This is a genomic window from Kitasatospora sp. NBC_00070 (assembly GCF_045041205.1).
In the GTDB taxonomy this organism is placed as follows: Bacteria; Actinomycetota; Actinomycetes; order Streptomycetales; family Streptomycetaceae; genus Kitasatospora.
Map to the genome: position 1 here is coordinate 5,440,729 of NZ_CP108247.1, position 18,692 is coordinate 5,459,420.

Annotated in this window: 15 protein-coding genes and 1 pseudogene; 8 read left to right on the forward strand and 8 right to left on the reverse strand. The window is 73.3% G+C overall.

The genetic code is table 11. The annotated features are described in order from the left end of the window. Window position 1 precedes the first annotated feature (1 nt). The 3 genes and pseudogenes from OHV05_RS24935 to OHV05_RS24945 form a co-directional block, all read right to left on the reverse strand. Entirely contained in the window at window positions 2-943 is a 942-nt protein-coding gene (locus OHV05_RS24935; protein ID WP_405019632.1) for a TIGR04222 domain-containing membrane protein, read from the reverse strand. A gap of 23 nt (window positions 944-966) precedes the next feature. Beyond that, window positions 967-1,977, reverse strand: coding sequence for a TIGR04222 domain-containing membrane protein (locus tag OHV05_RS24940; RefSeq protein ID WP_405019633.1), 1,011 nt, complete (start codon window positions 1,975-1,977; stop codon window positions 967-969). Window positions 1,978-2,178: 201 nt separating this feature from the next. Beyond that, window positions 2,179-3,427: pseudogene (locus OHV05_RS24945) on the reverse strand (DUF692 family multinuclear iron-containing protein). A gap of 221 nt (window positions 3,428-3,648) precedes the next feature. On the opposite strand from OHV05_RS24945, the gene OHV05_RS24950 reads away from it, so the two are divergent. Then, window positions 3,649-4,578 (forward strand): GNAT family N-acetyltransferase, encoded by a 930-nt coding sequence (locus tag OHV05_RS24950; RefSeq protein ID WP_405019634.1) that lies wholly within the window; start codon window positions 3,649-3,651, stop codon window positions 4,576-4,578. Between the two features lie 6 nt (window positions 4,579-4,584). Here OHV05_RS24950 and OHV05_RS24955 read toward each other — a convergent pair whose 3' ends face one another. The 5 genes from OHV05_RS24955 to OHV05_RS24975 all read right to left on the reverse strand — a co-directional run bounded on the left by OHV05_RS24955 (window position 4,585) and on the right by OHV05_RS24975 (window position 10,574). Beyond that, window positions 4,585-6,795: a restriction endonuclease gene (locus OHV05_RS24955; RefSeq protein WP_405019635.1), complete on the reverse strand. Its 2,211-nt coding sequence runs from the start codon at window positions 6,793-6,795 to the stop codon at window positions 4,585-4,587. 506 nt (window positions 6,796-7,301) lie between these two features. Continuing rightward, the gene (gene msrB / locus OHV05_RS24960; RefSeq protein ID WP_403036024.1) at window positions 7,302-7,706 is read right to left on the reverse strand and encodes a peptide-methionine (R)-S-oxide reductase MsrB; all 405 of its coding nucleotides are present in this window, start codon (window positions 7,704-7,706) and stop codon (window positions 7,302-7,304) included. Window positions 7,707-7,725: 19 nt separating this feature from the next. Beyond that, window positions 7,726-9,108, reverse strand: coding sequence for a UDP-N-acetylmuramate--L-alanine ligase (murC, locus tag OHV05_RS24965; protein ID WP_405021535.1), 1,383 nt, complete (start codon window positions 9,106-9,108; stop codon window positions 7,726-7,728). Window positions 9,109-9,221: 113 nt separating this feature from the next. Then, window positions 9,222-9,680, reverse strand: coding sequence for an indole-3-glycerol phosphate synthase (locus tag OHV05_RS24970; RefSeq protein WP_405019636.1), 459 nt, complete (start codon window positions 9,678-9,680; stop codon window positions 9,222-9,224). 111 nt (window positions 9,681-9,791) lie between these two features. Further along, window positions 9,792-10,574: a pyrimidine reductase family protein gene (locus OHV05_RS24975; RefSeq protein ID WP_405019637.1), complete on the reverse strand. Its 783-nt coding sequence runs from the start codon at window positions 10,572-10,574 to the stop codon at window positions 9,792-9,794. Here OHV05_RS24975 and zapE point away from each other — a divergent pair. From zapE to uvrB, 7 genes are all read left to right on the forward strand, one after another. Further along, window positions 10,573-11,679: a cell division protein ZapE gene (gene zapE, locus OHV05_RS24980; RefSeq protein WP_405019638.1), complete on the forward strand. Its 1,107-nt coding sequence runs from the start codon at window positions 10,573-10,575 to the stop codon at window positions 11,677-11,679. The two genes, OHV05_RS24975 and zapE, sit on opposite strands and share 2 nt — an antisense overlap. Window positions 11,680-11,967: 288 nt before the next feature. Then, window positions 11,968-12,567, forward strand: coding sequence for an RNA polymerase sigma factor (locus OHV05_RS24985; protein ID WP_403036035.1), 600 nt, complete (start codon window positions 11,968-11,970; stop codon window positions 12,565-12,567). Further along, window positions 12,564-13,391: a zf-HC2 domain-containing protein gene (locus OHV05_RS24990; RefSeq protein WP_405019639.1), complete on the forward strand. Its 828-nt coding sequence runs from the start codon at window positions 12,564-12,566 to the stop codon at window positions 13,389-13,391. The genes OHV05_RS24985 and OHV05_RS24990 overlap by 4 nt, the downstream gene beginning before the upstream one ends. A gap of 20 nt (window positions 13,392-13,411) precedes the next feature. Beyond that, on the forward strand, window positions 13,412-14,221 hold the full coding sequence (locus tag OHV05_RS24995; RefSeq protein WP_405019640.1) for an ABC transporter ATP-binding protein: 810 nt from the start codon (window positions 13,412-13,414) through the stop codon (window positions 14,219-14,221). Then, window positions 14,218-15,618, forward strand: coding sequence for a hypothetical protein (locus OHV05_RS25000; protein WP_405019641.1), 1,401 nt, complete (start codon window positions 14,218-14,220; stop codon window positions 15,616-15,618). Before OHV05_RS24995 ends, OHV05_RS25000 begins: the two co-directional genes overlap by 4 nt. Next, the gene (locus tag OHV05_RS25005) at window positions 15,615-16,190 is read left to right on the forward strand and encodes a hypothetical protein (RefSeq protein ID WP_405019642.1); all 576 of its coding nucleotides are present in this window, start codon (window positions 15,615-15,617) and stop codon (window positions 16,188-16,190) included. Before OHV05_RS25000 ends, OHV05_RS25005 begins: the two co-directional genes overlap by 4 nt. Window positions 16,191-16,475: 285 nt before the next feature. Next, window positions 16,476-18,566, forward strand: a complete 2,091-nt coding sequence (gene uvrB, locus OHV05_RS25010) for an excinuclease ABC subunit UvrB (protein WP_405019643.1) — start codon at window positions 16,476-16,478, stop codon at window positions 18,564-18,566. Window positions 18,567-18,692: the final 126 nt, after the last annotated feature.

The following is an 18,692-nucleotide window of genomic DNA, read 5'->3' on the forward strand; positions in this document are numbered from 1 at the left end:
GTCAGTCGCCGCCCCCGCCGGAACCGCAGCTCGAACCGCAGCCGTGGCCGCCGCTCGCGTACGCCGCCCCGCCGTCGCCGTAGGCCGTCCCGCCGGGGTCCGCCGACCAGTCGGCGGGGGCGGCGGCGGGGTCCTCGGCCAGCGTGCCGTAGAGGACCAGCTCGGCGATGGCCGAGCCGTGCTGCTCACCGGAGTTCGGGGCCGAGCCGAGCGTCGGGGTGCTGGGCCGGGCGGCCCGACGACGGGCCGCGGACGGCCCGGCGGCGGCCCGGTCGGAGCCCGGGCGGGCGGTGCCGGTGCGCAGGTGCTCCAGCTGCTCCCGGCCGGCCCGGGTCAGCCGCCCCCGGCCCGGGGCGGTCAGGTGCCGGTGCAGCAGCCCGGCCGGCAGCAGGACCAGGAAGGCGAGCAGCGGCAGCAGGCCGTCGCCGGGCGCGAGCAGCCGCCGGACCACGGCGGTCACCGCGAGCGCGGCCGCCAGACCGAGCGCGCCGATCAGCAGCCGGTGCGCTCGGCGGGAGGTCCGCAGCCGCCGGGGCTCGTGGAGCAGGCCCCGGTCGGTCAGCCGCTGGTCGATCCGCCCCAGCTGACGGCTGGTCAGCACCGCCCGCCGCAGGGTGGCCGGGTGCGCCCGACCGCTCGGGCCGACCACTCGGATCAGGTCGGCCTCGACCGGGTCGTGCGAGGTGCGGTCGGTCAGGGTGGCCTGGCCGAAGCTGGGGACGATCAGGCGCCCCTCCTGCTCCATCCGGGCCAGCACGGTGTCCGCGACCCGGACCGGCCCGCCGGCCAGGTAGGCCACCTCCAGCAGCGGCAGCCCGTTCTGCGGGGTGCGCTGCCGGTTCTTCGGGTGCTTCAGCCGTCGGTCGGCGACCGCGGCCCAGAGTCCCGTGACAGCCAGCAGGCTGATGGCGGTGACGAGTTCGGCGTACTGCATGTGGATCATCCCCCCGGTCGGTCGGCCCTGGGTCAGCTGCCGCAGCTGCTTCCACCACAGCTGCTCGACGAGCCACAGCTGGAGGAGCTCGACGAGCCGCAGCTGCTGGACGAGCTGGACGAACCGCAGCTGCTGGACGAGCCGCAGCTGGAGCCGCCGGAACCACAGCTGGACGAGTCGCCGGAGCTGCCCGGGTCACCCGAGGAGCACCAGGTGGTCGACCCGCTCGAGTCCGAGGAGCCGTTGGAGCCGGTGGTGGAGGCCGTGCGGGCCGCCATGGCCGCCCGCAGCTCCTCGTCCTCCAGGGCGCCCACGCCCTCCAGCGCCAGCGCGCCGACCACCACGGCGCCACCGACCATCGCCAGGTCGTGCGGCTGCCACGGGCGGGCGCCGGTCCGCATCAGCTCCAGCTGCCGCACCCCGGCCGGGGTGATCCGGCTCCGCTCGGGCCGGGTGGCGGCCAGCCAGAACAGGCCGACCAGCAGCAGGCCGAGGAACGGGAAGAACGGCGCGACCTCGGTGCCCTGCTCCAGCAGGGACGTCCCGAACCACTGGACCGCGGCCACCACCCCGAGGGCGAACACCAGGAAGGTGGCGAACCGCAGCAGGTTCCGGGCGGCCATCGCCTTCCGGTACAGCTCGGGGCGCCGCATCAGCCCCCGGGCGGCCAGGCCGTCGCCGATCCGCTGGACGTGCTCACTGCGGCTCACCGCCCGGCGCAGCGAGGACAGTTCGGCCCGGCCGGACCCACCGGCGGCGGCGATCAGCACCGCCTCGACGGCGTCCCGGGCGCTCCGGTCGGTCAGTGTGACCTGGCCCGACCGCGAGACGATCAGCCGGCCCTCCTGCTGCATCCGGACCACCACGGTGTCGACCACCCGGGCCGGGCCCCCCGACAGGAACGCGGTCTCCAGCAACGGCAGCCCCCGCCCCGGCAGACCCTGGGGCTGCGGGACGTGGCGCAGCCGGCGCAGGGCGCGGGACGCGTTGACGCCCGCCAGTAGCACGGCGCCTGCGGCGACGGCGTATTCGGTGTACCACATGGACTTTCCCCCGTGTCTTCGGTTCTCTGCTGCTCAACTTTTTGCAGGTGCTCGACCGCCTACGGCGCCAGGGGCTCGGGAACTGCGAGGAGGTCTGGTGCCGGGGTCACTGCGAGAGTGCCTGACCATTTACGGACGGATCACCTTGCAAGGGCCGGCGTCGCAGTTCCCCGAGCCCCTGGGCGGTGGACCCGGCGCGGTTCAGTTGCGGTGCCACCAGCGTTGGGACGGGCCCTTCGGGCGGAGGTGGCGTTCCAGGGCGGGACGCCAGGTCGCGGTGGGTTCGGCGGTGAGGGCCCACTCCGCGAAGGCGCGGGCGTCGGTGCGGTAGCCCCCGGCCATCGGGTGGGCGGTGGCGTACCGCAGGAAGAGCGGGCCGTACTCGTGACCGAGGATCAGTTCCAGGGTGGGATCGACCCGGGAGACCGTGTCGCGCCGCTTCGCGGCCAGACCGTGGATCTGAACCCGGACCCGCTGCTCGTCGAAGCCGGCCGGGATCGGTCCGCCGGCCACCAGTGCGGTGAGCAACTCGCCCTGGCGACGAGCCAGTTCGGCGCGGGCCAGCACCAGCTCCGGATCGCCGGTCCTGATCAGGTACTCGTCGTGCTCAGACATGGTGCGGCGCCCCTTCCAGGACCCGGCGGATCGCGTCCAGTTCACCCGCCAGCTCGGCGGGCGGCGGGAAGTTGTCGTCCCGCTCCAGCAGTACGCCGGGCGGTACCGCCCGGGCGCGGAGTTCGGCCAGTACGGCCAGCACCGGTTCGGTGACCGGGTGGGCGTGGGTGTCGTGCCAGACGCCGTCCCGTTCGACGCCGCCCGCGACGTGCACGTAGGCGAGCGCCTCCAGCGGGAGGCGGTCCAGTTCGGCGGCCACGTCCAGGCCGAGGTTGACCCGGTTGGTGTGCAGGTTGGCCACGTCGATCAGCAGTCGGACGCCGGTCCGTTCGACCAGCTCGGCCAGGAACTCGCCCTCGGTCAGCTCGTCCTCGGGCCAGCCGAAGTGGGCCGCGATGTTCTCCAGGGCGAGCGGCACCGGCAGCTCCTGCTGGGCGATCCGGACGTTCTCGGCGATCACCCGCAGCGCGTCCCGCGAGCGCGGGACGGGCAGCAGGTGCCCGGCCTCCAGGCCGCCGGCCCGGACGAACGCCAGGTGCTCGGTGACCAGCGGTGCGCCGAGCGCGGTGGCGGTCACCGCGAGCCGCTCCAGCCGGGCCCGGTCCGGGAGTTCGGCCCCGCCGAGGCCGAGCGCGACCCCGTGCGGGACCACCTGGACGCCGCGCTCGCGCAGCACCCGCAGCGACTCGGGCAGCAGGCCGGCCCGGAGCTCGTCCGGGCAGAGGTTCTCGGCGACCACCTCGACCCAGTCCAGGCCGGGCAGCCGCTCGACCAGGGTGTCGATCTCGGAGCGCCAGCCGAGGCCGACCCCCAGTGCGAGTGCGGTTGAAGTCATCCGACGCCCCCTTCGGAGGGCTCGCCGGAGAGTCCGGCGGAGTGTGGTCTCAGGGCGGAACCGGCGGCGTCCTCGCGCGCCGTCCCGTTGCTAGAGGGTGTATCCCCGGGGGCTCGGTGCCAACCCGGGAACGGCATTCTCAGAGCTGAACTTGAGCTTTCTTCAGCCCAGCCGAATATTCAGTGGCCGGGGGGCGGACGGCACCTTACGGTGAGCGTCCCATGACGCTGATCATCCGTGATTTCCGCCCCTCCGACGCCGAGGCCGCAGCGGCCTCCTACAGCGCCGGCCGCCCGCACCTGATGGTCACCCCGGCGGCCGTCCGCCACCAGGTCGCCAGTGCCGCGCCCGAGCAGCACTACCGTTTGCCGGTGGGCGAGTTGGACGGTGCGGTGGTCGGCTCCGGGCGGGTCGGCGTGCACGCGTCCAGCGGTGCCGAGGGGCAGGGCTTCGCCAATCTGAGCGTCCTGCCGGCAGCCCGGGGCAAGGGCGTCGCGACGGCCCTGCTGGCCGTCGCCGAGGAGCACCTGGCCGGGCACGGGGCGACCCGGATCCGGGCCTGGGTGGACGACGAGCCGACCGCCGTGGCCTTCGCCGAGAAGCACGGCTTCGAGCGCGGCCGCTGCGCCCACTTCGCCCACCTGGACCTGACCGCGCCGCTGCGCCCGGTACCGGAGCTGCCCGCCGGGGTCGAGCTGCGCACCGCCGCCGACTACCTCGACGACCCGCGCCCGCTCCACCTGGTCGACGTCGAGGGCTCCCAGGACGAGCCGGGTGACCTCGACCTGTCGGACCTGGGCTACGAGGAGTGGGTCGCCGAGGTCTGGGAGCGCCCGGACCTGGACCGCGAGCTCACCACCGTCGTGGTGGCGGACGGCCGGGCGGTCGCCTTCAGCGCGGTGCACAGCGACGGCGGTACCCGGTACTGGTCCGCCTTCACCACCGCCTCGGCCGGGTACCGGGGCCGGGGCCTGGCCAAGCTGGCCAAGACCGACTCGCTGCATCGGGCCCGGGCCCGTGGTCACACCGACGCGTACACCAACAACGACGCCACCAACGCACCGATGCTGGCCATCAACGACTGGCTCGGCTACCGGCGTTGCGCGAGCGAGTGGGTCTACCTCAAGCAGCTCCGAGCCGAGCAGCTCTGAGGCGGGTCAGCCGACGTCCACCCCGTGGGCGCGGGCCAGGCCCGCCAGGCCGTCCGACCAGCCCTGGCCGACCGCGCGGAGCTTCCAGCCGCCCCGGTGCCGGTAGAACTCGGCGACCAGCATCGCCGACACCTCCGGGTCGGCCGGCGGCCGGAAGGTCCAGGCCGAGCCGTCCGCCGCGCTCACCGACAGCCGGGCCGCCCGGAGTTCGCCGCAGGTCGCCGAACCGTCGGCGTCCATGTTGACCGAGACCGCCACCCGCTCGACCGCCGTGGGCAGCGCCGTCAGCCGCACCGTGGCGCTCTCGCCGTGCCCGTCCGGCCCGTCCTGCTCCTTCGGACCGAGCGTCACCGCGCCGTCGGCGGCGGACGGTTGGTGGTAGAAGACGAAATCCTGGTCGTCCCGCACGGTGCCGGCCGCGGTGAGCAGCAGCAGGGTCAGGTCGGTCTCGGGCCCGGCGGCGTCGAAGCGCACCGAGAGCTCGGCCGCCGCCGGCTCCGGCAGCGGCGCGTTCTGCCCGGGCAGCAGCTCGACCGGCTCCGGCCGCGGGAGCAGGACGGTCGGCTCCTGGCCAGGCAGTCCGAGCTCCTCCCGCGGCAGCAGCACGGTCGGGGCGGCCTGCCCCGCGTCCGGGGTGCCGCCGAGCCGGCCGGCCAGGCCGTGCTCCCGGAGCAGCCCGACCAGCATCGGCCCGTCCACCAGGGTCAGCGGTTTGCCCTCGACCCAGCGGTACGAGTCGGGGCCGAACCCGGAGGTGGTGACCAGGATGCCCTTGGTGGCGCCGTGGTGGACCCGGGTGGCGTCCAGATCGCGCACGGCGGTCGGGTCGACCGTCCGGCGGTAGCGCTTCGCCTGGATGACGATCTGACCGCCCGTCACCGGATCCGGGTCCTCGGCGATCACGTCGACGCCCTGGTCCCCGCTCCGGGCGGTGGTCCTGGTGCGGAAGCCGCGCCGCCGGAACAGCTCGGCGATCAGCTCCTCGAAGGCGATCGGGTCCAGCTCGAACAGATCGGGGTCGTCCTCGGCGTCCTGCCGGTGGTCGGCGTACCCGCCGGTGTCGGCGGCCAGCCGGTCGGTGGGTACCGGCTCCAGCTTCTCCGGCCGGGCCGACAGCCGGCCGCGCAGCCCGTCCAGCAGGCAGTCGACCGGGGCCACCCGGTCCAGCGCGACCGCCCGGAACTCCTCCCGACGGACCGTCACCGCGACCAGGTACCGCTGCTCGTCCCGCCCGCTGGCCGGATCGGTGCCCTCGACGTAGCCGTTCAGGACCACCGAGGCGAGCAGTTCACCCTGATCGGCCCGGAACAGCTCGGCGAGCACCCGCAGCGCGCACTGGGCCAGCAGCTCGCGGTAGAGCGCCTTGCGCTCACCGGCGGGCCTGGCGACCTCCGCCTCGCGGTCGTCGCTCTTCACGTAGCGCACCCGGGCGACCGCCGGGACGCAGTCGGGCCCCGGCAGTTCCCAGTCCACCACCAGCTGCCGGGCGGACGGGTCCCAGCCGAGCGCGCCGTCGCAGGGGAACTCCTCCGGCCAGTTCTCCCGGGCCCGCAGCACCGTCTCGAACAGCTCCACCACCGCGTCGGGCGCCCCGGCGGCCAGATCGGCGGTGAGCCGGGCGGCCTGCCGGGACCGGTCGGCGGCCAGCCGGTGGTTCTTCGCCACCCAGGCGTCGTACTGCGCCCGGTAGTCCGCCAGTCGGCGCAGCCGCTCGTCCTCGGCCTGCCTGGCGCCGTACCAGTCCTGCTCGAACCGCGCCCTGGCCTGGGCGGCCTGCTGGTCGTACTGCTGCCGGGCGACCGGGTTCAGCGCCTGCAGACCGGTCGGCTGGGGCACCAGGTAGTGGCTCTGGTCCGGCATCGCCACCGGCCGGCCGAGCGGCCCGGGGTCGAACGGCGGGGGCCGGAACGCGACCTGCGGCTCCGTCAGCCGGAACGGCCGGCCGGCCAGACCGGTGGCCAGCACCGACCGCAGCCGGGCCACCTGCTCGTCCAGCTCCGCCGTCCGCCGGGCGGCGTCGCCCTCCCGCCCCTGCTGGTACGCCCGCAGCGCCGCCCGCTCGCCCTGCGCGGCGGCACGCTGCGCCTCCCGCTGGGCCCGCTCGTACTGGCGCTGCGCGGCGGCCGCGGCCCGGTGCCTGGCCTCCTGCTCGCGGGCCTGTTGGCGCTGCGCCTCGGCGATCATGGCCAGTACCCCGTGGCTCCGCTGCCTGGCCATGACCGTCCCTTCCCCACCTGACTGTTGATCAAGTCTGGCACGGGCGGCGGACACGCAGAAGGCCCGGGGCTGTGCTGTTGTGCGGCTCCGCCGCGGGCGCACGTGGTGCACCACCAGGGGCCCGGGGCTGTGCTGTTGTGCGGCTCCGCCGCGTGGGCGACGCCGGCCTTTTGGCACGTGGTGCACCACCAGGGGCTCGGGGCTCTGCTGTTGTGCGGCTCCGCCGCGTGGGCGACGCCGACCTTTTGGCACGTGGTGCACCACCAGGGGCTCGGGGAACTGCGACGCCGGCCTCCGAAAAGGTCACCGTTGCGTAGGCGGTCAGGCACTTTCGCAGTGACCCGCACGCCAGATCTCCTCGCCCACGCGGCGGAGCCGCACATCAGCAGAGCCCCGAGCCCCTGGGTAGTCGACCGCTGAGCGCCTGCTTACAGCGCAGCCCCGAGCCCCTGGACCGTAGATGCCTGAGCACCTGCCAAAAGTGCGGCCCCGAGCCCTGGCCAGCGCTACTCCGTCGGACGGAGCGTCAGCGAGATGCTGTTGATGCAGTACCGCTGGTCGGTCGGGGTGTCGTAGCCCTCGCCCTCGAAGACGTGGCCCAAGTGACCGCCGCAGCGGGCGCACCGGACCTCGACCCGGCGGGTGCCGAGCGTGTTGTCCTCGATGTACTGGACCCGGTCCTCGGCCAGCGGCGAGTAGTAGGACGGCCAGCCGCAGTGGCTGTCGAACTTGGTCTCGCTGCTGAACAGCTCGGCCCCGCAGGCCCGGCAGCCGTACACGCCGACCGTCTTGGTGTCGGTGTACTCGCCGACGTACGGACGCTCCGTCCCGGCCTCGCGCAGTACGTGGTACTCGGCGGGGCTGAGCTGCTCGCGCCACTCGGCGTCGGTCTTCTCGATCTCGTAGCTCACGGTCGCTCCTCCAGATGGGTCAGGCAGAGGGTGCAACGCCCGCGAGGCACGCCACGATTTCCGGCCCCAGGTTCGTCACGTCGCCGGCGCCCATGGTGAGCAGCAGATCGCCGGGGCGGGCCAGTCCGGCCAGCACCCCGGGGGCGGCGGCGAAGGTGTGCTCGGCCCGCACGTCGGCGCCGGCCCGGCGGGCCGCGTCGATGATCAGCTCACTGGTGACGCCGGGGACCGGGTCCTCCCGGGCGGGGTAGATGTCCAGCACCACCGAGGCGTCGGCCAGCGCCAGCGCCTGCCCCATCTCCTCGGCCAGCTGCTGGGTCCGGCTGAACAGGTGCGGCTGGAAGACCACCAGCACCCGGCCCTCGGTGGCCTCCCGGATCGCCTCCAGGTCGGCCACCATCTCGGTCGGGTGGTGCGCGTAGGAGTCGATCACCTGGACCCCGCCGGCCTCGCCCTTGAGCTGCAGCCGCCGCCGGACCCCGGTGTACGCGCCGAGTGCCTTGGCCAGCTCGGCGGCCGGGACGCCCAGGGCGACCCCGGCGGCCAGCGCGGCCACCGCGTTGTGCGCGTAGTGCCGACCGGGCACCGAGACGGTGAAGGTCAGTTCGGCGCCGTCGATCAGCACGGTGACCTCGCTGGTCATCCCGTGCGGGCGGACCGCGAGCACCCGGACGTCGGCGTCCTCGGCCGCGCCGTAGGTCACCACCCGGAGCCCGCCCAGCCCGCGCACCCGGCCGGTCAGCTCCCGGGCGCCCTCCTGGTCGGCCGAGACCACCAGGGTGCCGCCGGGAACGATCCGGCCGACGAAGGTCTCGAACGACTCGTGGATCTCCTCCATCGAGGCGTAGTTGGCGTGGTGGTCCAGCTCCACGTTGAGGATGATCGCCACCTCGGGTGCGTACTTGTGGAAGCTGCGGTCGCTCTCGTCCGCCTCCGCCACGAAGATCTCGCCGGCCCCGTGGTGCGCGTTCGATCCCGGCGCGTCCAGGTCGCCGCCGATCGCGTACGAGGGCTCCAGGCCGAGCTCGGCCAGGCTGACCGCGAGCATCGAGGTGGTGGTGGTCTTGCCGTGCGTCCCGGCCACCGCGAGCGCCCGGCGGCCGCCCATCAGCGCGGCCAGCGCGTCCGAGCGGTGCACCACCGGGATGCCGCGCTCGCGGGCGGCGGCCAGCTCCGGGTTGTCGGCCCGGATCGCGCTGGAGACCACCACGCTGCTCACCCCGGCCGGGACGTTCTCGGCCGCGTGGCCGACCGCGACCCGGGCGCCGAGCTCCCGCAGCGCGAGCACGGTCTCGGACTCCTTGGCGTCGCTGCCGGAGACCCGGGCGCCGCGCACCGCGAGGATCTTCGCCAGTCCGGACATGCCCGCGCCACCGATGCCGATGAAGTGCGGGGCGTGCAGGTCGTGGGCGGCGTCGTTCAAGGAGGTCTCCGTACCTGGGGGGATTCGGGGCAAGGACGAATCGTCCTCGCGGGCGTTCCGCAAGGACGATTCTGCACTACCGACGGTGGGGCTCAGGAGTCGCTGGCGAACAGCTTGAGCACCGGGACGCCCACCTTGTGCCGGGCCCGGGAGGCCCAGTCGCGGTGGAAGAACTCCTCCACGAAGTGCGGCGAGGTCAGCACCAGCACCTCGTCCGCCCCGGTCTCCTCGACCACGGCGCGCACCTTGTCCAGCGGGTGCTCCTCGACCACCTCGCCGACCGCCTCGGCGCCCGCCGCCCGCAGGTGGCGCAGGCTGTGCTCCAGTGACTCGCCCGCCAGGGTGGGGTGTTCGCTCTCGTCGTGCTCGTGCACCGCCTTGTCGAGATGGCCGAGTGCCACGTCGTCGAGTGCGCGGAGCAGTTCGTCCTGCTTGCCGCGCGGTTGCATCAGGACGACGAAGGAGACCTTCTCCTCGCCGTGGAGCGTGGTGACCAGCTCCACGTCGGCGTCGGAGAGCGCCTTTTCGATCATCAGTACGGTCTTGAACACGTGAGTCCCTTCGCAGTTGCAGGCCCCCGGGTCCGGTGTCCCTTCCCATAGTGCCCGGAGGATGCTTTCCTCACGCTGCGCACGCGCCACATGGGCCACGTGCGAGTCGGATCACAGGGAAGAGCGGGATGGTCCGGTCGGCCGCAGGTAACGGGTGAAGAGGAAACCTTTCTGCTCGATCAATGAGACCAGCCGCATCGACTGCGTGTCAGACATTTCCGCATTGTGGAGGATTCGTGGTGCCTCGCCCCCCGTGAGCAACGGGGCCAGCGAGAGGCACAGCTCGTCCAGCAGCCCGGCCGCGGTGAGCTGCCCCAGCAGCCGGGGCCCACCCTCCGTCAACTGCCTGGTCCAGCCCCGCTCGGCGAGCGCCGCCAGTGCGGTCGGCAGGTCCACCGACTCCTCGCCCGCGACGATCAGGTCGGCCACCTTCGCCACCTCCCGGCGGGCCTCGGCGGGGGAGTCCTCGGTGGTGATCACCACCGTCCGGACCACCGGCTCGGTGAACAACGGCGTGCTCAGGGCCAGTCCGAGGCTCCGGCTGACCACCGCGATCGCCGGCGCGGGCGGCTGCCCGGCCGCCGCCCTGGCCGCCGCGAACCCGGCCCGCGCCCGCGCGGGCCGGTACCCCTCGGCCCGGACCGTCTCGGCCCCCACCAGCACCACGTCGCTGAGCGCCCGGAGCACCCCGAAGATCCGCTTGTCGGCATCCCCCGACAGCCCCTCGGAGAGCCCCTCCAGCCGGGCCCCGCCGTCCAGCCCGGACACCATGTTCGCCCGCAGCCACGGCCGCCCGTGGTTCACCTGGTCGGGGTACGCGTAGACCTCGGCGAGCGCCTCCAGGGAGTGGAGATCGTCACGCGGGTTGCCGGTGGGGCTGATCAGCTGCTGCATGAGTTCGAGTCTTCCACGGGCAGTACCCTCTACTAACGTGCCCGCTGCCTCCCGCCCCGATGCCATAACGACCGCGACGTCGTCCGCGACCCCGATCGCGCTCACCGACCGCCGACCGGTGGTCCCGGCCGAGCGCCTGGTCGCCGAGATGGTCCCGCCGCCGCGGTTCGCCGGTGTCAGCTTCGGCAGCTACCTGCCCGACCCGACCCAGCCCAGCCAGTACGAGGCGGTCCAGGTCCTGGAGGAGTTCGCGGCCGGCATCTCGGCCGCCGCCACCCCGGCCAAGAAGGGTTGGTTCCGCCGCGCGGCCCCCGCCCCGGCCGGCCCCGCCGGGGTCTACCTGGACGGCGGCTACGGCGTCGGCAAGACCCACCTGCTCGCCTCGCTCTGGCACGCCACTCCCGGGCCGAAGGCGTTCGGCACCTTCGTCGAGCTGACCAACCTGGTCGGTGCGCTCGGCTTCCAGCAGGCCGTCCAGACCCTCTCGGGCCACCGGCTGCTCTGCATCGACGAGTTCGAGCTCGACGACCCGGGCGACACGGTGCTGGTCTCCACCCTGCTCGGCCGCCTGGTGGAGAACGGCGTCAAGCTCTGCGCCACCTCCAACACGCTGCCCGAGAAGCTCGGCGAGGGCCGGTTCGCCTCCGCCGACTTCCTGCGCGAGATCCAGGGCCTGTCGGCCCACTTCCGCCCGCTCCGGATCGACGGCCAGGACTACCGCCACCGCGGCCTCCCCGCCGCCCCGCCGCCGTACACCGACGAGACCGTCACCGAGCGCGCCACCACCACCCCGGGGGCCTCCCTCGACGACTTCGACGCGCTGCTGGAGCACCTGAAGGCCGTCCACCCCAGCCGCTACGGCGCCCTGCTCGACGACGTCGGGGCGGTCTTCCTGCGCGGCGTCCACCAGGTCGACGACCAGTCCACCGCACTGCGCCTGGTGGTGCTCGCCGACCGGATGTACGACCGCGAGCTGCCGATCACCGCCTCCGGCCTGCCGTTCGACCAGGTCTTCCCGCCCGAACTGCTCAAGGGCGGCTACCGCAAGAAGTACCTCCGGGCGATCTCCCGCCTGGTCGCGCTGGCCCGCGACAGCGCCGCCTAGAGCCCTCCGGGCAGGTTGGCAGGGGCTCGGCCTTTGGCAGGTGCTCCGGATCTACGGTCCAGGGGCTCGGGGCTCTGCTGATGTGCGGCTCCGCCGCGTGGGCAACGCCGGCCCTTGCAAGGTGATCGTCGCGTAGGTGGTCAGGCACTTTCGCAGTGACCCGCACGCCAGATCTCCTCGCCCACGCGGCGGAGCCGCAGATCAGCAGAGCCCCGAGCCCCTGGGTGGCGGACCGCTGAGCGCCTGCCAAAGGTGCAGTCCCGAGCCCCTGTGACGCAGGTCACCCCGATGGAAGAACCCGCAGGCAGGATCGGGCGTCTGGCTGGTGTGAGAACACGCAGGAGAGCACTGGACGAGCTGGACGAGGAACGCCTCCTCCGGCTGGTCGCGAAAGGCGACCGAGCGGCGTTCGACGAGCTGTACCGGCGCACGTCCCCGTGGCTCGCCGTGCGGCTGCGCCGCCGCTGCGCGGACGAGCAGATCGTCGCCGAGGTGATGCAGGAGACCTACCTGGCGGTCTGGCGCGCGGCCGGCGCGTTCGCCGGAAGCGCGGTCGGCGGCTCCGCCGTCGGCTGGCTGTGGACGATCGCGGCCCGCCGCCTCGTCGACGCGTTCCGGCGCCGCGCCCACCACGCCGAACCGCCGGTCGCCGCCGCCGAGCGGGCCGTGGTGCCCGCGGCCGAGGACGAGGTGCTCGACGGGACGGTCGGCGGTGACGTCGGCGACGCCCTGCGGCGGCTGGCGCCGGAACTCCGGCAGGTGCTCCAGGCCACCGTGCTCGACGGGCTCTCCGTCCGGGAGACCGCCGTCCTGCTCAGACTGCCCGAAGGCACGGTCAAGACCCGTGCCCGCCGGGCCCGGATCGCTATGCGGGAGGCACTGGCATGAGCGCGGAGCATGCGTCGAAGCGCTTGATCGACGACTACGCGGGTGGGCGGACGGAACTGCCCGCGGACACGCTGTGGGCGCTGGAGGCCCATCTGGAGGGGTGCCCGGAGTGCCGGGGCCGCCTGGCGGCCTCGGTGGCCACCGAGGCACCCGGCCTGGCCGCCCTGGTCGACACCGTACGGGCCGGGCTTGAACCGCGGCTGGTCACGGTCGCCCGGGCACCGGCCTGGCGTCGGCGCCCGAGGTGGGTGTCGGCCTGGCTGACACCGGCGATGGCCCCGTGGCTGGCGATGACCGTCGCCGTCACGCTGGTCGCGCTGCTGCTGGACGAGGCCGGGCCGCTGGACTTCTTCGGCGGCACCCCGCTGCTGTCGCTGGTCGCCCCCGTGCTGCCGCTGTGCGCGGTCGCCGCCTCGTGGTCGCGTGCCCTGGACCCGGCGCACGAACTGACCGCCTCCACCGCCCGGGCCGGCCTGCCGCTGCTGCTCAGACGGACCGTCTCGGTCCTGGTGGTGGTCCTCCCGCTGCTCCTGGTGGTGGGCCGGCTGACCGGGACCATGACGGCCGCTCAGTGGCTGCTGCCCGCACTGGCGTTCACCTCCGCGGCCCTGGCACTGGGCAGCGTGATCGGGGTGACCCGGGCCGCCGCCGTGCTGGTGGCCGGCTGGGGCGCCGTGATCGCGGCGTCCACCTGGGCCACCGACGGCTCCCCGCTCGTCCTGCGGTCCGGGCAACTGCCCCTGTGGGGGCTGGCCCTCGCGCTCGGCTGCGGCGCCGTGATCGCCCGAAGAGGCGCGTACGCGGTGCCGCGCAACCATCGTTGACCCTCGAAAGGGACCCTCGCATGACACGCACGACGGGCGCGACCGACCTCGCGCCGAGGACCTACGCCTGGCAGATCCGAGCCGCCGGCCTGCAGGTACGGGCCGGCCGGACCAAGATGGCCGTCGACGGGCTCGACCTCTCGCTCGGCATCGGTGCCCACGGCCTGCTGGGCCCGAACGGGGCCGGCAAGACCACCCTGATCCGCGCCCTGGCCACCGTGCTGCGCCCGGCCGGCGGCGAGCTCGAACTGCTCGGCCACCCCATGGGCGGGCTGGGCGACCTCCGGGCGCTGCGCCGCCGGATCGGGTACCTGCCGCAGGAGTTCGGCTACTACAAGCGCTTCACGGTGCGTGAGTTCGTCGAGTACATGGCCTGGTTGAAGGAGGTCCCGAAGCGGGAGATCCCCGGAGCCGTCCAGCGCGCCGTCGAACGGGTCGGGCTGGCGGACCGCGCCGACCACCGGATGAAGACCCTGTCCGGCGGCATGGTCCGCCGGGCCGGCATCGCCCAGGCCATCGTCAACGACCCCGACCTGCTGCTGCTGGACGAGCCGACGGCCGGCCTGGACCCGGCCCAGCGGATGCGTTTCCGCGAGCTGCTCCAGGAGCTGGGCCGGGAGGCCTGTGTGGTGGTCTCCACCCACCTGGTCGAGGACGTCGCGGCCGCCTGCTCCGACGTGGTGCTGTTCGCCGACGGGCGCCTGGTCTACCAGGGCACCCCGGAGGTGCTGGCCGCGGCCGGTGGCCCCGAACACCCCGGCGACAGCCCGCTGGAGCGCGGCTACTCGGCGCTGCTCAGCCACTCCGAGCAGCCGGGAGGTTCCTGGTGAACGGACGTGTGCTGGGCATCGAACTGCGGCGCTCCGCCGCCCCGTGGGCCGGGATCCTGGTGTTGGCCGGCAGTCTGGCGATCTTCTGCCTGATCGACGCGGTCTGGTGGCGGGGCACCGCCGGGTGGACGGCCCAGTGGACCTCGATGGCCCTGTGGACCAGGAGCCTGCTGAGCTTCTGGTGGCCGCTGGTGGTGGGCCTCGGGGCGCTGTACGGGCTGCGCGACGCGCGCTCCCGGACGAGCGAACTGCTGACCACCACCCCGCGACCGGCCTGGCAACGGGCGGCACTGCCGGCCGGTGCGACGGCGCTCGCGCTGGCGGTGGGCTTCGGCCTGCTGGTCCTGGTCGGCGGGATCCTGGTGGCCGTCCACGGCACCGGCTACCTGCCGCTCGGCTGGCTGCCGATCTCACTGGTGGCGGCACTGGGTCTGGTGGCCGGTGCCCTGTTCGGGATGGGCGTGGCGCGGGTGCTGCCCTCCGTCCTCACCCCGCCGGCCCTGGCGGTGGGCGTCCTCGCGCTGACGGCCATGTTCCTGCGGCAGAACGCCGAGGGGGAAGTGCCGTCCGGCCTGGGGTCGAACCGGCTCGCCCAGCTGTCACCGGCGACGGTGGCACCCCGGGAGATGCTGCTGACCCTGTCCGGCTCGGTGCACCTAGGCCAGACGGTCTGGCTGCTCGGCCTGCTCGCCACCGGCTTCGCGCTGCTGGCGGCCGCGTCCCGCCGGGCCAGGCTGCTCGCGCTGACCCCCGTCCTGGCCGGTGCCGCACTGGCCCTGCTGGTCCTGCCGAGCGACCCGCGCGACACCTACGTGATCGACCGGACCGCCGCGAGCCTGGTCTGTGACGGCCCGGTCTGCGTGACCGAGGCGAACCGGTACCGCCTCGCCGAGCTCGCCCCCCGCGGCAAGGAGGCGCTGGCCGTCCTGCGGAACGTCCTGGGCGACCGGGCACCCGACGCGGTGCGGGAGGACACCGCGCTGCGCGCGCTCGGCGAGGACCGGCCCGTCACCGCCGGCGTGGTGCTGGTCGACTTCGACGAGACGGTGATCGCCAAGGCCACCGGCAACGACCTGACCCGGGCCCTGATCGCCCAGGGCCTGGCGCCGAACTGCCACGGTCACAGCCCCTGGGAGGGCGGTGGCACGGAGGACGTCGCCGTCCAGGGCCTCGCCGCCAGCTGGGCGCTCGGCGAGCCCCGCCCCGTCCCGCTGGAGCAGCCGGGCGACGACGAGTACGCCCGCCGGACCTGGTCCGAGGCCGAGGCCGCCTGGACGAAGCTGACGGCCGCGCCGTCCGCCGAGCAGCGCACCAGGATCGCCCAGGTGCGGGACGCCGCCGTCTCCTGCGAGCGGAACCTGCTGCTGCCGGTGCTGGCCGGGGAGGCGACCCGATGAGGTGGCTGACCCTGTACGCACGCTCCCGCCAACTGTCGCTCTCGGCCGCCCTGGTCCTGTTCGGCGCCCTGCTGGCCCTGCTTCTCGCCGACGGCGGCGACGACGGCACGGGGGACGTGCCGCTCGCCATCCTGCTCCTCACCGCGAACGTGACGGCCGCCACCATCGGTCTGGCCGGGCAGGACGCCGCCCTCGACCGGACGGCCGCGATCCGCTGGGTCCTCCGGCGGGCGGTGCACGTGCTGCTGATCGGAGGGTTCGCCGCCGCGGTGCTGCTGGCGGTCCAGGCGGCCGGCCCGGAGCTCGCCACCACCACCCTGGTGGTCCGGGACGCCGCGGGCCTGGTCGGCCTGGCCGCCCTCGGGGCCACCCTGTTCGGCGCCGTGTACGCGTGGATCCTGCCGACCTGCTGGCTGGCCTTCACCTACCTCGCCCCACCCCTGCCCGGCCTCGCGGGCGAGGTGGGCAGCTGGATGGTCCTGTCCCCGGCCACCACGGTCTCCACCGGGACCCCCTGGGCCCTCCTGGCGACCGGCACCCTCCTGTACGCCCTGGCCGGCCCGCGCCGCTGACCTTTTTTGCAGCTGCTCGGCCGCCTACGGTCAGGGGCTCGGGGCTCTGCTGATGTGCGGCTCCGCCGCGTGGGCGACGCCGGCCCTTGCAAGGTGATCGTCGGGTGGGTGGTCAGGCACTTTCGCAGTGACCCGCACGCCAGATCTCCTCGCCCACGCGGCGGAGCCGCACGTCAGCAGAGCCCCGAGCCCCCGGGCCGTAGCACCGGAGCACCTGCCAACAGTGCAGCCCCCGGCACGGCAACTGCGAGTCAGTTGTCGGTGCGGAGTCGTACCGTGGACCCCGTGCGTCCCATCACGAGTATCGAGCGGTCCGTGGCGCCCTTCGAGGTCGTCAGCCCCTACCAGCCCAGCGGTGACCAGCCGGCGGCCATCGCCGAGTTGGAGCGCCGCATCCGCGCAGGCGAGAAGGACGTCGTCCTGCTCGGTGCCACCGGCACCGGCAAGTCGGCGACCACCGCCTGGATGATCGAGAAGTTGCAACGCCCCACCCTGGTGATGGCGCCGAACAAGACGCTGGCCGCCCAGCTCGCCAACGAGTTCCGCGAGCTGCTGCCGAACAACGCGGTCGAGTACTTCGTCTCGTACTACGACTACTACCAGCCCGAGGCGTACGTCCCGCAGACGGACACCTACATCGAGAAGGACTCCTCGATCAACGAGGAGGTCGAGCGGCTGCGCCACTCCGCGACCAACAGCCTGCTCACCCGCCGCGACGTGATCGTGGTCGCCTCGGTCTCCTGCATCTACGGCCTCGGCACCCCGCAGGAGTACGTCGACCGGATGACCCAGCTGCACGTCGGCGAGGAGGTCGACCGGGACGCGTTGCTGCGTCGATTCGTCGACATGCAGTACACCCGCAACGACATCGCGTTCAGCCGGGGCACCTTCCGGGTCCGGGGCGACACCATCGAGATCTTCCCGGTCTACGAGGAGCTCGCGGTCCGGATCGAGATGTTCGGCGACGAGATCGAGGCCCTCTACACGCTGCACCCGCTGACCGGCGAGATCATCAGCCAGGACGAGTCGATGTACGTCTTCCCGGCCTCGCACTACGTGGCCGGCCCGGAGCGGCTGGAGCGCTCGGTCAACGACATCGAGAAGGAGCTGGAGGAGCGGCTGGCCGTGCTGGAGAAGCAGGGCAAGCTGCTGGAGGCCCAGCGGCTGCGCATGCGCACCACGTACGACCTGGAGATGCTCCGGCAGATCGGCAGCTGCTCCGGCATCGAGAACTACTCGATGCACTTCGACGGCCGCTCGCCCGGCTCCCCGCCGAACACGCTGATGGACTACTTCCCGGAGGACTTCCTCCTGGTGATCGACGAGTCGCACGTGACGGTCCCGCAGATCGGCGCGATGTACGAGGGCGACGCCTCCCGCAAGCGCTCGCTGGTGGACCACGGCTTCCGGCTGCCGTCCGCGCTGGACAACCGCCCGCTCAAGTGGGAGGAGTTCCTGGAGCGGGTCGGGCAGACGGTCTACCTGTCGGCGACCCCCGGCAAGTTCGAGCTGGCCCGGGGCGAGGGCACGGTGCAGCAGATCATCCGTCCGACCGGCCTGATCGACCCCGAGGTGATCGTCAAGCCGACGGAGGGTCAGATCGACGACCTGGTGCACGAGATCCGCAAGCGGATCGAGAAGGACGAGCGGGTCCTGGTCACCACCCTCACCAAGAAGATGTCCGAGGACCTGACCGACTACCTGCTCGGTCTGGACATCCGGGTGCAGTACCTGCACAGCGACGTGGACACGCTGCGCCGGATCGAGCTGCTGCGCGAGCTGCGGGCGGGCAAGTTCGACGTGCTGGTCGGCATCAACCTGCTCCGCGAGGGCCTCGACCTGCCCGAGGTCTCGCTGGTCGCGATCCTGGACGCGGACAAGGAGGGCTTCCTGCGCTCCGGCACCTCGCTGATCCAGACCATCGGCCGGGCGGCCCGTAACGTCTCCGGCCAGGTGCACATGTACGCGGACCGGATCACGCCCTCGATGGAGCTGGCGATCGGCGAGACCAACCGGCGCCGGATCGTCCAGCAGGAGTACAACACCAAGCACGGGATCGACCCGCAGCCGCTCCGGAAGAAGATCGGCGACATCCTGGACACCCTCTCCCGGGAGGATATGGACACCGAGGAGCTGCTCGCCACCGGGTACCGGCAGGGCGGCAAGGGCAAGGCCGCGGTGCCGGCCCTGGGCGCCGGGCGCAAGCCGGCCAAGAGCCTGCCCGCCGCCGAGCTGGCCGATCTGATCCAGCAGTTCACCGACCGGATGCACGCGGCCGCCGCCGACCTCCAGTTCGAGCTCGCGGCCCGCCTGCGGGACGAGATCGGCGAGCTCAAGAAGGAACTCCGGCAGATGCGCGAGGCCGGGATGGCTTAGACCGCCCGGCACCCCTCAGGCAGCCCCTAGCACAGCGCCCGCTACCCCGTGGCCCGAGTCGTGATCCGCGCCACGGGGTAGTCCTTTGCAGGGGGCCGGTGCCCGCAGGCTCTAGGGTGGTCCGTG